A 17085-nucleotide genomic window follows, 5' to 3' on the forward strand; every position below is an offset into this window, starting at 1 on the left:
TGAGCATCGAAGTTCTACCAGCAGCTAGTTGGTAGGACGCAGAATGGGAAACGTTGCGTCGGAGTTTTCGACGATCAAGTATCGATCGTTGACGGCAACGTTTTTGAACGTCTGCTTTTTTCCAGATGGCCAGCTGATTTGGACGGTTTCGATCGTTGGCGAGCTACCGATACCAAAGTGGATGATCGGTTCGTTTGTGCACATGTATCCATCACCGCCGACTTGCCAAGCAGTCCAGGACTGATCGCCTGCGGTCAATCGCACTTCGGCCCCAATCGCATCGCGTTCGCTTTCGACGCCAGTCAGTTGCAACTGAATCCAGTTTCCGGGCGGCGTTTGTTGGTTTTGAAGCAGTGCGATCGGTTGATCAAGATGACCGGCGAGCAAATCGATGCGTCCGTCGCGATTCCAATCGAGTGTGGCAAGGGTGCGTCCCAGGGTCGCCTGTTGTCCATACGCGTTCATTGCGGATTCATCTTGCAGCGTAAATCCCTTGGGGCCGCCGCGAAACATTTGCGGCTTCATACGAAACGGAATGTCCGCATACCGCGCGTCGTACAGGTGCCCGTTGAGCGTTGCTAAGTCAGCCCAGCCGTCGTTGTCAAAGTCGGTTGCCTGAGTGCCAAAACCCAGCACGTTCATGCTGGCGTTTTGCAAACCCAGCTTAAGAGCACTGTCAACGAAAAAGCCTGATTCCTGCTGTAAGAACAGATTGACCGATTCATTGTGGAAATTCGAGACGTGCAAGTCAGGCTTCTGATTGCGGTCAAAGTCTCCCAACGCGATGCCCATGCAGGCTTGTGCGGTCCCGCGCGATCCAATGCTGCAACCACGAACTCCGGCAGACTCTGTCAGAACAAATCGCTGGTCGGTGGTCGTTGAATTGCGCTCATCGGGTTCGCTGACCCACAGATGATTTAGATCTCCGTCATTGGAAATGAAAATGTCGTTTCCGGCCTGGCCGTCCAAGTTGGCGATGATGACGCCGAACCCATAGTTCGGCGAAGCGTCAAATGCAGACCATTTCTGAAAACCACCGGCGTGGCCGCTTCGCAACACACGGTCAATCGCGGCGCGAAATCTTTGCGGCTGGCAGCTGATCGCTTTGCCTTCGCATGCAAGTTCAAAGACTGTTGGATCGTCGACGTAATTGACTTCGACGATCTCTGGTAAAGCGTCGCCATCCAAATCGCCCACGGCGATGCTGGACGTCCACTGGTCGACGGAATCAAAAGCTTGCGAGGCGACTTTCTGATAGGTCCCGTCGCCTTGATTGAGGTACAGGCTGTTGGTGCCGATATTCGCCACCAGCAGATCTGGCCAGCCATCTTGATTAACGTCCGCCGCGCAGACGCCTTGGCTATAACCCTTGTCACCAACTCCCGCTAAGTCACTCATTTCGACGAAGGCAGTCGTGGCGTGCTGGCGAAAAAGCTCGTTGGCATTGGAAACGCCACTTGGCTTGCCGCCCGACTGGGCAACGTAGATGTCACAGCACCCATCCAAGTCATAGTCGAACGCCGCCAATCCACCACCATTCGTCTGATGCAAATAGTTTTTGCGGTTGGTCAGATCGTAGTCGCTGATAAACGATGTCTGGATGCCCAGATCATTGGCCACGTCTTGCAACGCAAATTGCGTCTCGGTGGTAGGCACACTGGATGGCGATTCGGATTTGATTAGTTCGGCGAGGTCAGGGAGTGGCCAGGCTTCAGGATCCAACCCGAGCGTTGTATTGATACGGTTTTGGGAAATTGCCTCAGCGTCCGCTGCAGCTTCCCAGCTTGCAATCGCTTTGCGGCGGCCGGCGAATTGACCGGAAAGTTGCTGCAAATTGCCATCGATTCGCGACGCTCTTTCCAACCAGCCGTTGGATTCCCACGGGCGTCCGAGACGCTGAAGTTGCTCGGCGATCCAACGCGATTGTTCCGCATCCGCATTTCGGGCCAAGCGGTAAATTTTGTCCAGGTCCGCGAGAGTCTGCTTTGCCTTGAGCGTCTTACCGGATTGCCCGATGTCTTCCAACGATGCGATTAGATCACGCAAGGCACGACGGTCCGTAGCGTCCCTTTTCAGACATTCACAGAATGCTCGGATCGCTTCCTGGTGCCGTTGCTGCTGACGAAGCCATGTTCCCAAAGTCGCCCAATACTCGGGATGTCGCTCTGTTCCCGCAGGGATCGATTGCGCCCATTGGCGGAGCTCGGATTGATCGCCGGTGTTGGCCAGCAATCGTCCCAGAAAAGCAGCGGCGGCTTGCGACTGGGGAAATTGGTCGGCCGCCGAATGCGCCAACTCCTTGGCCTTGTCTCTCTGGATGACTTGGGCGTTGGACAACCGAGCGTCGCCAAGAATCGTTAGGGTGGGGGACTTTTCATAGTCCGCATACGAAACCGTTGGAAACGGAGCGCTCAGGTCGATCAAACTCAACAGATCGTCAGGATTGGCGGGCTCCAGTTTTAATAATTCACGAGTCTGCTGGGCCGCTTTAAATCGTCTGCCTTGAGCGTTCAGGATCTGTGCCAGTAGTCGACGCGCGGGGACGAAGTTTGGCTGCAACTGGATGGCTTGTTCGAGCGAAGATTCCGCTTTATCGAAATCTCCGGTTTGAAGATGCCATTGAAAAGCACGCACGAGAGCGTGGCTGGACGATTCGGGTTTCTTGGTTGCAAATGCCTCGGCCAGCGTGGCAGCTTGCGCGTAGTCTTTCCGTCTGGAGAACACTTCGATCGCCATCGCCAATATGTCAGTGTCTTCAGGATGGGCGACTAGCAACGCTTCGATCAGCGTTTTGGCCTTGTCGAGATCTCCTTGTTCAACGGCTAGCGAAGTCTGATCCAAACGGTTTTCTCGTCTCTCGGGGACCACGGACGATGCGGTCGTCGATTCGGAGACGGGGCTCGCTGGCTGCTTGTCGCGATCGCAGCCAGTCAGTAAGCCTGCGGCAGTCATGGCAAGGACGATCAGCCATCGCGACGACCCCGAAAAAACGCGGCTGGGGCTGGCGATTGGAAAGAACATGTAGCCTACGACTCAAAGACAGGTCACGAAAACACGAAACCGACAGTCGAAAAGCTGTGCTGGTGGCAAGCCGATACTTCGCTGATCGTTCGTGCTGAAGAGATCTTCAGGAACGTTTACTATCTTACCCTAAACCAGCTAATTTGCGGCAAGCATCCTGGCAACAGAAATCGACAGCTCGGTTCTCCTGAACAGGAAAACGAGCGGGCAGTCGAGATTTAGAGCATCCTATTCGGCCTGCCATCAGTTCTGGCTTCGGATCTGTCTGGCAGGCGTACGGTGTCCAACTAGCGGGAAAAGAACAAGCGTTTTTGAAGCAAGCGGGGTGCTCGCACCAGAACCTCAGTTTGATCATCTTCCGCTTCGACATCGTTAGCCGGCGTGCTATCAAAATCGAACTGGTCCGTGCTGATGACTTCGATCGGCACACGGCGAATACCGCGACTGTCGACTTGGGCGTTGATCGTCAGCGTTGTCGATGCTCCCGCAGCCAATGTGCCCACGGTCCATTCGCCCGTTGAACTGTTGTAGCTGCCAGTTTGTGGTTGGCTGGAGATCAGTGTCAGTCCAGCCGGCAACAAGGTGCGAAGGTTGACATTGGTCGCTGCGTCGGGGCCAGCATTGGTGGCGTTGAAAACCAACTGGATGCGTTCGCCTTCGAGTGGTTCTGCATTGTCGACCGTTCCGGTCACCGCGATGTCGACGACTTGAGGGTCGATCGATGCGTCGCTGATGTCGTCTTCGCCCGCGACTCCGTTACCTGGCGTACTGTCGATGTCGAACTGCCGTGCCGAAGTGATTTCTGCGACGTTGGTGGTCGAGGTGGCACCGGTCAGTGCCGTTGCAATTTGCAGTGTCGCGGCGGCTCCCACTGGTAAACTTGCAACGTTCCAAAACCCATTGGTTGGATTGTAAGTTCCGATGCTTGGGTTAGCGGAAACGAATCTTAGTCCAGCAGGGATCAGGTCCGTCACGACGACTTCCGTCGCCGTGTTTGGTCCGTCGTTGGTAAGCGTCAACAGAAAGTTAACCGGGTCGTTGCGGCCGGGATTGGTGTTGTCGATTGTTTTTGTCAGCGACAGGTCCGCCACTTGCGTCACGAAGTCGGCGCTGGCTTGATCGTCTTCGCCGGCCAAGTTGTTGCCCGGTGTGCTGTCGCCATCCGGTTGGTCGGCGGCTGTGATTTCCGCTTCGTTGGTGGATCCACGCGAATTGTCGACCGTCGCGTTGATGACCAAAGTCGGCGTTGCTCCTGCGGTGACCGTTCCGATCTCCCATATGCCATTGCTGGCGTTGTACGTTCCCACAGTCGGAACTGCGCTGACGAACGTCAATCCAGTCGGCAGCAAATCCGTTACTTGAACGCCCGTCGCCGTCGATGGACCATCGTTTGTCAGGCCAAGCGTGTAGGCGATCTGATCGCCAATGTTTGGATTGGCATTGTCAATGGATTTGCTTAGCGCCAGATCGACCAATTGCGGCGACAGGTTCGCGCTGTCCTGATCGTCTTCGGAGGGATCGTTGTTTCCTGGCGTGCTGTCAGGGTCGAACTGGCTGCTGGTTAGGATTTCGGCAGTGTTGACTTTGTCGCCGACGGCATCCACGCTGGCTTGGATCACAAGCGTCGCCGAAGAATTGGCGGCCAAAATTGGGATCGTCCAGATGCCGGTGCCGTTGTTGAAGTTTCCAGTTGACGGCGTGGCATTGACCAGCGACATGCCGCTTGGCAACGTATCGCGAACGTCAATGTTACTAGCTGCATCGGGACCACCGTTGGTCACGCTGATGTTAAACGTCACTTGCTGGCCAACATTGGGATTGGCATCGTCCACTGTTTTAGTCAGTGACAAGTCAGCGCTGGCGGGAGTCGTCGTGACTGCCGCTTGATCGTCTTCGGCGGCAACACTATTGCCCGGTGTACTATCGATGTCGGTCTGATCGGCGCTGGCTACCTGTGCTGTGTTGGTCTTTATGCCCGGCGTTTCCGCAGTCACCACGATATCCAGAGTTGCCGAATTGCCGGACGCGATGGTGCCGATCGTCCATAGTCCGCTTGCTGGATTGTAGGCCCCCGCCGGTGAACTGCTGACAAAGGTAACGCCGTCGGGCAAAGGATCCGAAACGGTCACGCCTGTTGCCGCATCTGGACCGGTGTTGGTGGTCGTCAGCGTGTAGACAAACGATTCGCCAATTGCCGGTCGGTCGGCGGACGAAGTCTTTGTCAGGGCAAGGTCGATCTGTTGGGCGCTGAACTGTGCGGAATCCTGGTCGTCCTCGTTCGCTACATTGTTGCCGGGTGAGCTGTCGGGATCGGCTTGGTCAACTGCGGAGACTTGAGCTGTATTGGTCGTTGCGCCCAACGCCAAGACTTCGCCGATGATATCGAGGCTTGCGTTGCTACCACTGGCAACGGAACCGACGTTCCAAATTCCAGTGTTGGAATTGTAGGTCCCCGATGTCAGGCTGTTCGAAACGAATCGCACGCCCGTTGGCAGAACATCCGTTACGCTGACACCTGTGGCTTGGTCAGGCCCCGCATTCTGCAGCAAAATCGTAAAGGTAATGTTGTCGCCGACGTTGGGAGTTGGGTCGTTGACTGATTTGGTAAGCGAAAGATCAGCTTGAGGCGTCACAAAGGCTGCGCTGTCCTGGTCGTCTTCGGCTGCCACATTGTTGCCTGGTGTGCTGTCGACATCGTTCTGGTCAGCGGCCGTGATCTGAGCGGTGTTAGAATCGTTTGTGATGGCATCCAGGCGTGCCCGCAACGACAACGTTTGTGTGCCGTTGACGCCAATGGTGCCGACGGTCCAGACGCCCGTTGATGAATTGAAGCTGCCTTGGCTTGGTGTGCTACCCAGTAATGTCACGCCTGCTGGTAAGGTTTCTGTTACCGCCACGCCTGTCGCAGTTGACGGACCCGCGTTGTTGACCGTGATCACAAACGTGACTTCTTCGCCCACATTGGGCCGCGCATTGCTGACGGTTTTCGTCAGCGAAAGATCGATCTGCTGTGACGTGATCGCTGCGCTGTCTTGGTCGTCTTCACCGAGGACGTTGTTGCCTGGCGTCGAGTTGGGATCGAATTGATCCGACGAGATGATCTCCGCCGAGTTGGTGTTCGTCCCGGAAGCGTTGGAAGTCGCCACTAGGTTCAGTGTTTGCGATCCGCCAACTGGTACGGTACCAACGTTCCAAATGCCCGTTGCACTGTTGAACGTAGGAGAAGACGACGAGACAAACGTGGTGCCGGGGGGTAACTGATCGCGAACATTGACGCCAGTCGCTATGTTCGGCCCTGCATTGTTGACGGTGATCGTGAAGGTCACGTTGTCACCCAAGTTGGGCGTCGCGTTGTTGACCGTTTTTGTCAGCGATAGATTGGCCGACGTTGGTGTGACCGACACCGATGCCTGATCGTCTTCGGCCGGGTTATTGTTGTTGGGGATGCTGTCGGGATCGTTGATGTCGCTGGATCGGACCTGAGCGGTGTTCGTTTTGACGCCTAGTGAGTCCACGCGAGCAGTGATCTGAAGCGATGGTGTGGTGCCTGGGGTAATCGTGCCGACTGTCCAGACTCCCGTCGCCGAATTGTATGCAGCTGGCTGATCGGTGGAGACAAACGACAGGCCCGCAGGCAACGTATCGGCGACAGTGACGTTGGTCGCTGCATCGGTGCCACTGTTTTGCAGTGCTACTGTGAAGACAACGTTCTCGCCCAAGTTAGGCGTCGCATTGCTAACCGTTTTGGTCAGTGACAAATCCGCTTGCGAACTGGCAAAAATCGCGCTGTCTTGATCGTCTTCTGCGATCTGATTGTTGCCCGGCGTGCTGTCGATGTCCTGCTCGTTGGCCGAGATGATCTCCGCGATGTTCGTACGTGAACCACTGGCGGTCACATTGGCCGTGATCGTTAGCTGGGCTGATTGGCTGGCACCAAGTGAACCCAGATTCCAAATTCCGCTGCCATTGTTGTAAGTGGTGCCGTTGTTCGATGTCGCACTGACAAAGCTAGTGCCTGCTGGTAGTACGTCGCGAACGTTTATTCCTGTCGCACCGCTTGGCCCGGCGTTGTTGACCAAAATGGTGAACGTGATTGCGTCTCCGATGTTCGGAGTCGGGTTGCTGACTGTCTTGGTCAGCGAAAGGTCGATGGACTCGGGAGTAAATGCAGCAGAGTCCTGGTCGTCTTCGCCGGGGTTATTGTTGTTTGGCGTGCTGTCCGGGTCCGCTTGGTTGGAGGCGGAAATCTGCGCTGTATTGGTCTGCTGCCCAAGCTGATTGACCGTGGCGTTAAGCGAAAGTGTCGCTGTGTTGGCACCTGCGGTTGCGCCCAGTGTGCCAAGCGTCCAAATGCCTGAATTTGGATCGAACGTTCCTTGGGATGGGCTGTTGCTGTTCAAGGTCACGCCGGCAGGCAAAACATCAGTGACTTGGACACCCGTCGCTGTTGACGGACCACTATTGAGCACGTTGATGGTGTAGACAACTTGCTGGCCGACGTTGGGTGTGGGATCGCTGACGGATTTCGTCAGGCTCAAGTCGGACGATTCCAGGTTGTCAAAATTCGCTGTAAAAACGTTTGGCGCCAGCGTGCCGACTAGATCCGCGGTGCCGTTGATGTTGGATGCACCTGAGATATCAAGTTCGATTGCACCGACGTCTGCAAAGTTGACGCCTCCACCTCCGGCAGAGATGAAGTTGGAGAACGGTACATATTCAGTTGTGGTGGTTCCACCGCCCGTGACGGGAATCGGAATGGTTGCAGTGCTGAATCGGTTTGTCGTCGCAGCGTTTGCGTCGTCGCTGTAGAGACGTACGACAGCATTGCCACCTGCCAAGTCCGCACCAAATTCCAAACGAATGCCTTCGGCTTCGCCGTTGGCCGTCAAATCTTGCGAAAGTCCGTTGTCGTTGATCGTTACCGCGTCACCATCGACACCATCCCAAACAACACGTCGTTCACCATCGCCCGTTTGAATCGAATCGAATGTCAGCACATTGGGCAGCAACGGGTCGTTGACGCTCAGTTGCACTGCGCCGTTGACACTGGTTTTATTGACAAAAAGATCTCGTTCGCCCCCCAGTGCTTCCGGAGCCAGTTGCGAGATTGCCACCGGAACTCCGTCATTGGTGCTGTCGTTGGCTATTTGTTGAGTGCCGTCAAAGCTATCGATCGTGGTCGACAGTCTTCCTTGCACGTCATTGGCACTGATTGTGATTCGCGGCGAAACATCCGTTTGCAGGTTTCGTCCGCCCACGGTTTGCGCGGGCTGACGAACAAAATAGTTGTCCGCGGTGAGCGAATCAAACGTGTATTGGCCAGCACCGTTGGTCGTCTGATTGGGAAGGACTTGTGTGTCAGTGCCGATCTCAAGCGCACCGCTACCATTGCTGTCTCGATAGAGCTCGACGGTTGCTCCGACGATACCCGGTTCGCCACCGTCCAGGGAACCATTGCCATTGGTGTCGTCGAACAGTGTGCCTGTAATTTCGGCTAGATCAGTTGGTGCGACTAGCAATCGACGCAACTCAAGTTGCTCCATCCGTAGTCGACCGCGATGGGGCTTTCGCTGACGCTGTTTTGGGGCATCGCAAAGATTCGCTAGTGCTGTGCGCAGTCGTTTGGTTCGTCGTTTCATACCGAATCGCCATCAAAATCTTGGAGGATCACCGCTACAGCAGAAGGTTGTGGCGAAGCCCGCGGCCATGCCAAAGTCTCTCTGTAATACGCTGCAAGTCGACTTATCGCGGCAGCGCATGACTCGCGCAGGCATTCGTCAAAGTCAACCTAATCCCTGTAAAGATCGGCACCGAGCCGATCGGCGTTGATGATTTCGCGGTCCGGTTAGGCAAGAATCGGAGAGTTTTCCAGCGTGAAATTAATTTGTGAAACTCACGAAAGACGCGAGCGCCGCAGAGCAGGGGAGTTTACTTTTGCAATCTGTGTTCATGAGCCGATTGGCGTGAAGGCGGGTCAGCGCTGGCCACCGATGCTGACGCACGATGGCTCGTTGCCAAAGCAAACTATTGATTTGCCCAGTCGTTCATATGGCTACGAATTTCACGCACCGTCTTTTGGCAGGTCACGCGCCTGATCCGTTCATCGCCCTCGGGAGTGTTTGGTGACCCCATTGGCACGTCTGTTCGCCAGAAGCAAGCCGCAAGTTGTTGGGACGTGCTTGCGCTACAGTGAATTTCCGTCGCACGCGTCCCCGCTAAAACCGAACGCACGTTCTGGGCACGAATTCCGCAGCCGGGCATGACAACGATTTCGTTTGCTGCTTGATCGATAAGCGCCCGAAGCAACGGAATTCCCTGTGGAGCCGTAGGAGCTTGGCCCGACGTCAACACTCGGTCGATGCCGAGTTCGATCAAGTGCTGCAATGCCGTTTCGGCATCCCGAGCATGATCAAACGCGCGGTGAAAGGTGACGCTGCGGGGCCCAGCCATTTCGCACAAACGCGTGCACGTCGGCAAATCGACATCGCCGTCGGTCGTCAACGATCCGATCACGATTCCTGGGATCGATTCCGACAGGACAGAGTCGGCTTCAGCAAACATAGTTTCCAATTCGTCGGTGTTGTAACAGAAACTACCGCCTCGCGGCCGAATCATGACCATCACGGGCAGGCGAGTGGCTGCCAGCACGCTGCGAATCAATCCGGTACTTGGAGTCGTGCCACCTTGGATCAAGTTGCCGCAGAGTTCCAGTCGGTCCGCCCCACCCGCTTCGGCTGCAAGTGCGCCTTGGACGCTATCGATGCATACTTCCAGGGTCAATTGTGTCACGGTATTTGATCGACTGAGTGGTAAGAGAAAAACACTGTACGCCGTTGCCCTGGGCTGATGATCCCGTGTGCGCGGCGTTAACATGGCACATCGTAGGTGACCACCGAAGTCGACCAGGGGAAGGTTTGAATTTTGATTGACAACTATCGTATCGATTCGTTTGGCGTGATTCACCAAATCGATTCCCAGCCGATGGCTTATGACCAGAATTATCTGTCGTACTACGAAGATTTGAGCGATCGGACGATCAAGCTTGGGTATCAGCGGATGGGCTGGATGTTAGGCATGCTGGATCGGATTCCCGATTCGATTTTGGAAATTGGGTATGGCACGGGGTCCTTTATCGAGGCCGCTCAGATCACCGGTGTTGCGGATTGTTGTGGCTGTGACATTGCCGACTATCCGTTGCCCGATGGAGTGATGTTTCTGAAATGGGAACAGTCACTGGCAAGATCTTGGGATGTGGTAGCGATGTTCGACGTATTGGAGCACGTCCCCGACCTAGGATTCTTAAGCCAGCTGCAAACGCAGTACCTTGCTCTGGCCGTTCCCTATTGTCGCTGGCGGGAACTGGGCGACGATTGGTTTCGCGATTGGCGCATGCGGTTGCCCGACGAGCATCTCCATCATTTCGACGATCAATCGCTACCCAAGATGATGGAGCGATATGGTTACGAATGCGTGAACCTGAATACGTTCGAGGACGGTATCCGGCTCAGGCCAGGAGAGACTGGCCCGAATATTTTGTCGGGTCTTTTTCGGCGAATCTCTTAGGAGATCGGCGAGGCCTTTATCAACCTTTGGGTGTGATACCCAGTACGACATCAAAGTTGACTTGCAGTTCGCCAACAGCGGAGCCGGCCAGCGGTTTGAAGTCGGCTAGCAGCGTGTCACGCTTCTTCTTGTCTTTGACTCGTTTGAACAGTCCGTCTTTTTCGTTTTGTGGATTGCCTTTGATCAGCATTTGAGTCGTTAGGACTCGCTTGCCACCTTGATTGATGGCGAAGTGAATGTGGGGCGTGCGACCAGGATAGGGAACTGGTTTGACAGTTCGAAAATAGTATTGTCCTTTGCTGTCAGTCAAGAATCGACCGAACCCTTGGAAGTTGGCGTCACGTTTTTCGGCATCGCTTGACTTCGTGTGCAAATAGACACCTTTGCCGTCGACTTGCCAGATTTCAACCACAGCATTTCGTACGGGCGAACCGTTGGCTGTTAAGACACGACCGCTCAGATGAGTGACTTCGCCGATTCCTGGATTGATCGAATCGTTGATCAAAAGCAGGTCGTTGTCGGTATCGAGCGGCATTTTGTCCGGATAAAACGGACCTTCGGCTAGTTTCGACGTGACGGTCAATTGCTCGGCCATCACTCCCGGCGTCCAAAACATTCCACCAGCGATGCCGGCGGACGAAGTGGTCAAGAATTTGCGACGTGATTGAGTCATAGTGATCTCCGATTGGGAGGAGTAGGGTCGAGCTCGCTGTTTCATTGGAGCATACTGGGCGCGCCAGATTTCCGTCCCTTTTGCGCCATCAGTCCACAAGCGCCACGATGAGTAACCCACCGCCCACAAGTGAATCCGTTGAAACCCATCAAAATGATGTGGGTTCCGGCGGAAATGATAAACGCCCGCTGGGCCTGCTTTCTGCGACGACGATCGTCGCTGCTAGCATGATCGGTGCGGGCGTTTATACAACCAGCGGATTTACGCTAGGAGATTTAGGCGATCCGTTCTGGGTCGTAGTCGCTTGGATGGTTGCGGGCATGATCGCAATCTGCGGCGCGATTTGTTACGGAGCTTTGGCGTCGGAGTTTGCCGATTCAGGTGGCGAGTATTTGTTTTTGTCAAAAGCACTTCACCCGGTTGCGGGACTGATGGCCGGTTGGGTTTCGCTGCTGGCTGGCTTCACCGGTGCGATCGCATTTGCCGCCACGACTTTTGCGGAATATCTGTCGCCTGAAGCGGAGATCTTTCAGGCCAAAGGCATCGCCATTGCTCTGGTCGCCGCCGCGGCAATCCTGCACTCGATCGGGGTTCGCACGGGAGCACGCGTGCAGGACTTGGCCGTCGTGTTAAAGGTCCTTCTGATCGGAGTATTCATCAGCGTGGCAGCATGGCATGAATGGCCACGCAGCATCGTCGCCGCCGTGGCTGTGAACCCAGAGGAACCTGAATCGGGGACCTACCAATTCGCCCTTGCGTTCGCGACTTCATTGATGTGGATCTCGCTCAGTTACAGCGGTTTCAACGCAGCAGTGTACGTCGCCGGTGAAGTCGAAAATCCTCGGCGAAATGTGCCTCGCGCGTTGCTGCTCGGTACGATCGGCGTCACGGTGATCTATGTTTTGCTCAATGCGATCTTCGTCTATGCACCTCGAGCAGAGGACATCAAGTTCAATCCGCAAATTGCAGCGGTTGCGGCCAAGGCGATTGGTGGCGAGTGGTTTGAACGGTTTGTTCGCGTCGTCATCCTGTTTGGTCTTTTTACGTCGGTTTCCGCGCTGGTGATGACCGGACCACGCGTCTACGCCAAGATGGCTGAAGACGGTTTTCTGCCCCGCGTGTTTCGCTTTCAAGGACGCGTGCCGGTGGTGGCAATCTGGATTCAGGCAATCTTGGCGATGATCGTGATCTCTTTTTCGACCTTGAAAGATCTGTTGGGATATTTGGGTTTTACATTGTCAGTCAGCGCTGCGCTCACGGCAGGGTTGGTCTTCTGGTTGCACGGGCGTGATACATCCCGGGTCCATGTAAAGCTCTTTCCCCTGCCACCGATCGTTTTTGTTGGTGGCACACTGTTGACGGCAACCCTCTCGGCAATCAGTTCGCCCTGGCAGGCCATGGTGGGACTCGGAACAATCGGATTCGGTTTGCTGTTCTATCCTTGGTACCGGATGCGTCACTCCACTTAGCCGTTCATGTGTTGGCTGTGCCTCGCGAGTTTCGAAGTGGCGATTGGCTGGACGACCGGTTGGTGGAATGATCGGTCTTTGCGATTTCGGCAGGCAGTGGGTTTGGCGGGCTGTAAGTTTGGGAGGCAGTACGTACGGCGTGCTGTACGATTGCGCGGCAGTGACTTTGTCCGCTCGCTGGAAAAGTAGCGGCTGCTTTTGCAATTGCAGCTACAATAGCCAACGTGAATTTCCTATCTCGTTTTCCGGGGACGAATGATGAAGAAACTATTGAGTCTGTGTTTACTCATTTTGGGAGCTACCTTGCTGATGTCTGATTCCGCGCCTGCCGAAGTCGCTGTAGGTGACTTGGCTCCCGACTTTGAATTAGTTGGTAGTGACGGCAAGACCTACACAAGCGAACAATTCGAGGGCAAACAAGTGGTGGTGATCGCCTGGTATCCCAAAGCCTTTACCGGTGGCTGAACCAAGGAATGCAAGTCGCTCCGTGAGAGCGGCGATCTGATTCGCAAATTTGATGTTGCCTACTTCACTGCCAGTTGTGATCCCGTGAAAACGAACACGGATTTTGCTAAGAGTTTAGAACTGGACTACCCGATTTTGAGCGACCCGGAAAAGACTTACGCTACTAAATTGGGATGTCTCAATGCTCGCGGCATGTCCAACCGCTGGACCTACTACATCGGCAAAGACGGCAAGGTACTTCACGTCGACAAGAAGGTGAAAGCCGGCGATCACGGAAAGGCAATTGCAGCGAAGCTGAAAGAACTTGGCGTGGCCGAGAAAAAGTAAGCTGCGACCGAGCAACTCTTGGATGATGGACGATCAATCAATTGGACCCAAACCAAAGTGAACCGCTTTGGTTTGGGTGGTCTGCCATGTGCTACTTTTCTTGATCAGATGTGCGTTTCATCTTGATCAGCATGCGACGGTCGCCTTCGGTCGTTTTGAATTCGTCCGGTGCTGGAGAACCTGGGACGAATGACAGGCAAAGCAAAAGTTCGTCATCGTTCAACTGGTAGTTTCCGTTAAGTGGCGTGTCTGCGTTTGGTTGGAACGCGGACATGATGAATCCCTTGGGGGAAGTCGTGGGATCCAGTGCGTATTCCAGACGATAGGCGGTGGAACCGAGTTCGTTGATTTCAGCGAAGGACACGTATCCGCCGTCGAAGTCGAAATTCTCGAATGCATTTTTCTCGAGCAGCGTTCCTTGAAACTCACATGACTTCACTTCCCATTTTCCTTTGATCGCCTTTCGTTCTCGATAGCGGGGATCGTCCTGTTCCTGTTTCGTCAGTGTGCGCACTTCAAAGAAATCGAATTGGGCATCGATGCCCGGAGCTCGAGAAGTTCCATTTGTAGCAACCAGGCCGATCCACTCTGGATCACGATGGCCCCAGCTCTTTTCGCCGGCGACGGTGAAGTCTTTTCCGTTTGTGCTGTACGCTCGTTCGTAAACGTTGCCGCGTTTGGTGATGCGTAGCCAGTGTTTTTCCGCCTTGGGGATTTCGTCATCCGTGTCGACGATTCGGAATTGGTCGGTTTCACGCATGTGTTTGAAACAGACGTGCTGGCCGCCCCATTCAATATCGTATTTCAGGTAGTTGTCGTCGTCATCGTAAATCATCAACCCTGCCTGCTGCCAAGTTTGGGTTGGGTGGAACGAATCGACGCATGTCGTAATGGCAAAATCACCACCCTTTTTGATTGGGTTGGCGATGAAATGAAGATTTCGCGTTGCGATCCTACCGGGGAGTTTCTCGTTGTAACCGAGTGTCCCTGGTTGGGTTGTGATGGTCAACTTTCCGGGATTTTTCGTCAGTGAGACCCAGTCCGCGTCATGTCGAATGGGCTTCCAGTCAAGCGTGAGTTTTCCGTCGAATTCGTCAACGATTGCGACGTCTGGCTCAACTGCGATCGCAGCATTGGCACTAATGGCGAATAGGATTGCCAATGCTGTAGCGGATGCGCACGTCATCAACGTCGCCGCCCGAGAGCTGGAACGAACATTTCTCAGTCGTCCGCCGAACGCGATGAGCCGAATGGTTCGATTGCGGAGATGCATTTGGGCGCGGCGCTGACCGAAACGGCCGAATCGCTTAGACGTTGTAGGGTAAGGAATGCCGAACAAGTGCTCGCTCACGGTAGAGGGAAATTGTCCTTGGCGATGATCAACGACACGTTGAAGACGATCAAGCCTGAGGCAATGGATACGAAATTTGCATTGTCAAATAAATAGTTTTACAGTGCTGAAGAACTACCGACGCAGGGCAGGGAAGTAGTCTCGCCAAACAATGTTGCGTTCGAAACATCCGCCAACACGACGTCTGTTTGAACACTCTCATGTTCGCGTATTGCGTGACAGTTCGTCATTGACGGCCAGCAGCACAGAGGGTCTTTCGACAATGATACTTGTCTCTGTCCTACTCGTGTGGATGCGGATGATTCTCGTAGTGTTGACGTAGCAGGTCCTTGCCGTAGTCATTGCCATTGGGCGTGCGAACGACGGTGTGAATGTGTTCACGCGTGGGCGTTCGGCCTCGCTGCGGTGCGATGCGTCGTTGGTGGTCAAACTCGATCAGAATGACTGGGCTGTGGATGCGGTAGTAAAAGACGCTGTCGGCTTTTGTTTCGCCGATCCAGGCGAAATAGGTTCGGTCGAGGTGTTTTTCGACTTCGCTCATTTTCACTTTAGCATGCTCATCGGACATGTTGCCGACATACTCGGCGATCACTTCCATCAAGAGTTTCCGCTGTGCATCGTCTAATTCATTGCCGGTGATGCCCGCATAGTCCAGGTCGATGTTGTCCTTGAAAGCTTCAGAAAGATTATTGGTTCCGCCTTTTTGAAATGAAAGAATTGCTTTTCCTCGTTGACTCTCTGTCAGCGTTTGTGCGAGCGCAAATCCTTTATCTTGCTCATCCTGCATCACAACAATGCCTTTGAATTTGCCGGCTTCGGCGCGAATCGGTTCGCTCCCCATGAACACGGGCGACATCACGACTTGATCACCCAATACGAAGTAGTTGATGACCAAGTGATGTCCGTCGACTTGAAAGCCCCATGGCTTGGTGGTCGATGGTTCACCCATGATCGTGATCCAATACAACCACTCGCCGTACTCGTTGAAGTCATTGGCCAGTTCGGCAAGTGTGCCATTGAGCTTCATAATGTCCTGTGACTTCTTGAGGCCTTTGGCGCTCAACGCCGCTTTCATCAATCCAAAAGCGGCTGCTCGCTGGGTTTCGTTCATTTCGTCGAAGCCGACGCCTTGGCGTTTGTAGAAATGCTGGTTGGCCCATTTGCGCCATTCCAAGTCATCGGCCGCGAAGGTTGTGCGATCGCGTTGATCGGACGACAGAGTGTTCAGAAAAGCTTGCGTGGCCTCGACAACGGGTTGGGTAGAGACGCCTGTCGATCTGATTTGGAACAATCCGGATTCGGTCTTGCCGTCAGCAACAATGCCACGATAGGGCTGCGAGAGTTCACGGTCGAACCCTGGGCGTTGGGCATAGGCCATCAATCCCAATAACGTCATCGCGGTTACGCTTAGGATTAAATGTTTGGTGAAACGTTTGGTCATTTGATTCACTTTTGGTTGGCGGTTTGTTTTGGTTTTAATGCGCTTTGTTGGGCTTCACTAAGTGGTCCAAGTAGATCCTGGCGGTGTCCGCCGTGTAACCAATCTCTGTCGAACTAGCCGCGATGCGCATGTATCTGATGGCGTCATCCGTTCGCCCTTCTGCGTCGGCAATCATGCCCAAGTAAAGATTGCCGGCAAGTTTTTCGGCCGCGTCGCCGGAACTTTTGATTTGGTCCAGCACAATTGAATCGTCACTGGTGTGGAGTCTTTGGAAGACTTTCTCCAAAATCACTTTGGAGTGTTTTGAAGCCGGAAGGATGGATTTTCTGGCTTGGTCTGCATCCGTCGCTTTCGCGGAGCACAAGAAATGCCACGTCGAAATTTTGCCGCTGTTCCTTAGTAATTTGTGGACGGTTTCAAACTGCGTTCTTGCTTTGTCATACTGGCCATCCAAATAGAGAGCGATGCCATATTGCCAAAGAAATTTCGCCATGTTCGGCTTCAGTTGAATCGCTTTTTCGAAACTCTTGATCGATTCCTTGGTCTTGCCAATGCGGAGCTGGGCGTCGCCAAGCATCGTCCAGTCGGTCGTGTTCGCTCGAGGGCCACGGTCGTCAATCTTTTTCTGCGCCGACGCAAGCGACTTTTCCAACCACGATTGGTGATTGCTGTTCTGACCTTGAGCCGTCGGCGTCAGAATAATCGACAGGATGAGAAGTGTCGCTGCTAGACGTTGCATGCTGATCATTCGTGGAGTTGTTTGGTGGGTTGTGGA

10 protein-coding genes are annotated in these 17085 nt (G+C 54.3%); 3 read left to right on the forward strand and 7 right to left on the reverse strand.

Annotated elements, in window-relative coordinates; all coding sequences use genetic code 11:
• Window positions 1–24: 24 nt before the first annotated feature.
• The 3 genes from K239x_RS01510 to K239x_RS01520 all read right to left on the reverse strand — a co-directional run bounded on the left by K239x_RS01510 (window position 25) and on the right by K239x_RS01520 (window position 9810).
• On the reverse strand, window positions 25–3021 hold the full coding sequence (locus K239x_RS01510) for an FG-GAP-like repeat-containing protein (RefSeq protein WP_145415929.1): 2997 nt from the start codon (window positions 3019–3021) through the stop codon (window positions 25–27).
• Window positions 3022–3308: 287 nt separating this feature from the next.
• Window positions 3309–8660: an SdrD B-like domain-containing protein gene (locus K239x_RS01515; RefSeq protein ID WP_145415930.1), complete on the reverse strand. Its 5352-nt coding sequence runs from the start codon at window positions 8658–8660 to the stop codon at window positions 3309–3311.
• A 385-nt stretch (window positions 8661–9045) separates the two neighbouring features.
• Window positions 9046–9810, reverse strand: coding sequence for a copper homeostasis protein CutC (locus K239x_RS01520; protein ID WP_419189549.1), 765 nt, complete (start codon window positions 9808–9810; stop codon window positions 9046–9048).
• 132 nt (window positions 9811–9942) lie between these two features.
• Between K239x_RS01520 and K239x_RS01525 the strand changes: the two genes are divergently transcribed.
• Window positions 9943–10584, forward strand: coding sequence for a class I SAM-dependent methyltransferase (locus K239x_RS01525; RefSeq protein WP_145415931.1), 642 nt, complete (start codon window positions 9943–9945; stop codon window positions 10582–10584).
• A gap of 19 nt (window positions 10585–10603) precedes the next feature.
• On the opposite strand, the gene K239x_RS01530 is transcribed toward K239x_RS01525, so the two are convergent.
• The gene (locus tag K239x_RS01530) at window positions 10604–11257 is read right to left on the reverse strand and encodes a dioxygenase family protein (RefSeq protein ID WP_145415932.1); all 654 of its coding nucleotides are present in this window, start codon (window positions 11255–11257) and stop codon (window positions 10604–10606) included.
• A 107-nt stretch (window positions 11258–11364) separates the two neighbouring features.
• On the opposite strand from K239x_RS01530, the gene K239x_RS01535 reads away from it, so the two are divergent.
• The gene (locus K239x_RS01535; RefSeq protein WP_145415933.1) at window positions 11365–12726 is read left to right on the forward strand and encodes an APC family permease; all 1362 of its coding nucleotides are present in this window, start codon (window positions 11365–11367) and stop codon (window positions 12724–12726) included.
• A gap of 309 nt (window positions 12727–13035) precedes the next feature.
• Window positions 13036–13518 (forward strand): peroxiredoxin, encoded by a 483-nt coding sequence (locus tag K239x_RS01540; RefSeq protein ID WP_419189550.1) that lies wholly within the window; start codon window positions 13036–13038, stop codon window positions 13516–13518.
• 91 nt (window positions 13519–13609) lie between these two features.
• On the opposite strand, the gene K239x_RS01545 is transcribed toward K239x_RS01540, so the two are convergent.
• The 3 genes from K239x_RS01545 to K239x_RS01555 form a co-directional block, all read right to left on the reverse strand.
• The gene (locus tag K239x_RS01545) at window positions 13610–14680 is read right to left on the reverse strand and encodes a beta-xylosidase family glycoside hydrolase (RefSeq protein ID WP_419189551.1); all 1071 of its coding nucleotides are present in this window, start codon (window positions 14678–14680) and stop codon (window positions 13610–13612) included.
• A gap of 469 nt (window positions 14681–15149) precedes the next feature.
• Window positions 15150–16265, reverse strand: a complete 1116-nt coding sequence (locus tag K239x_RS01550; RefSeq protein WP_419190127.1) for a DUF3500 domain-containing protein — start codon at window positions 16263–16265, stop codon at window positions 15150–15152.
• Between the two features lie 79 nt (window positions 16266–16344).
• Complete coding sequence (locus tag K239x_RS01555) at window positions 16345–17049, reverse strand: tetratricopeptide repeat protein (protein ID WP_419189552.1); 705 nt, start codon at window positions 17047–17049, stop codon at window positions 16345–16347.
• Window positions 17050–17085: the final 36 nt, after the last annotated feature.

The sequence above is a fragment of the Stieleria marina genome (assembly GCA_007741555.1).
In the GTDB taxonomy this organism is placed as follows: domain Bacteria; phylum Planctomycetota; class Planctomycetia; order Pirellulales; family Pirellulaceae; genus K23-9.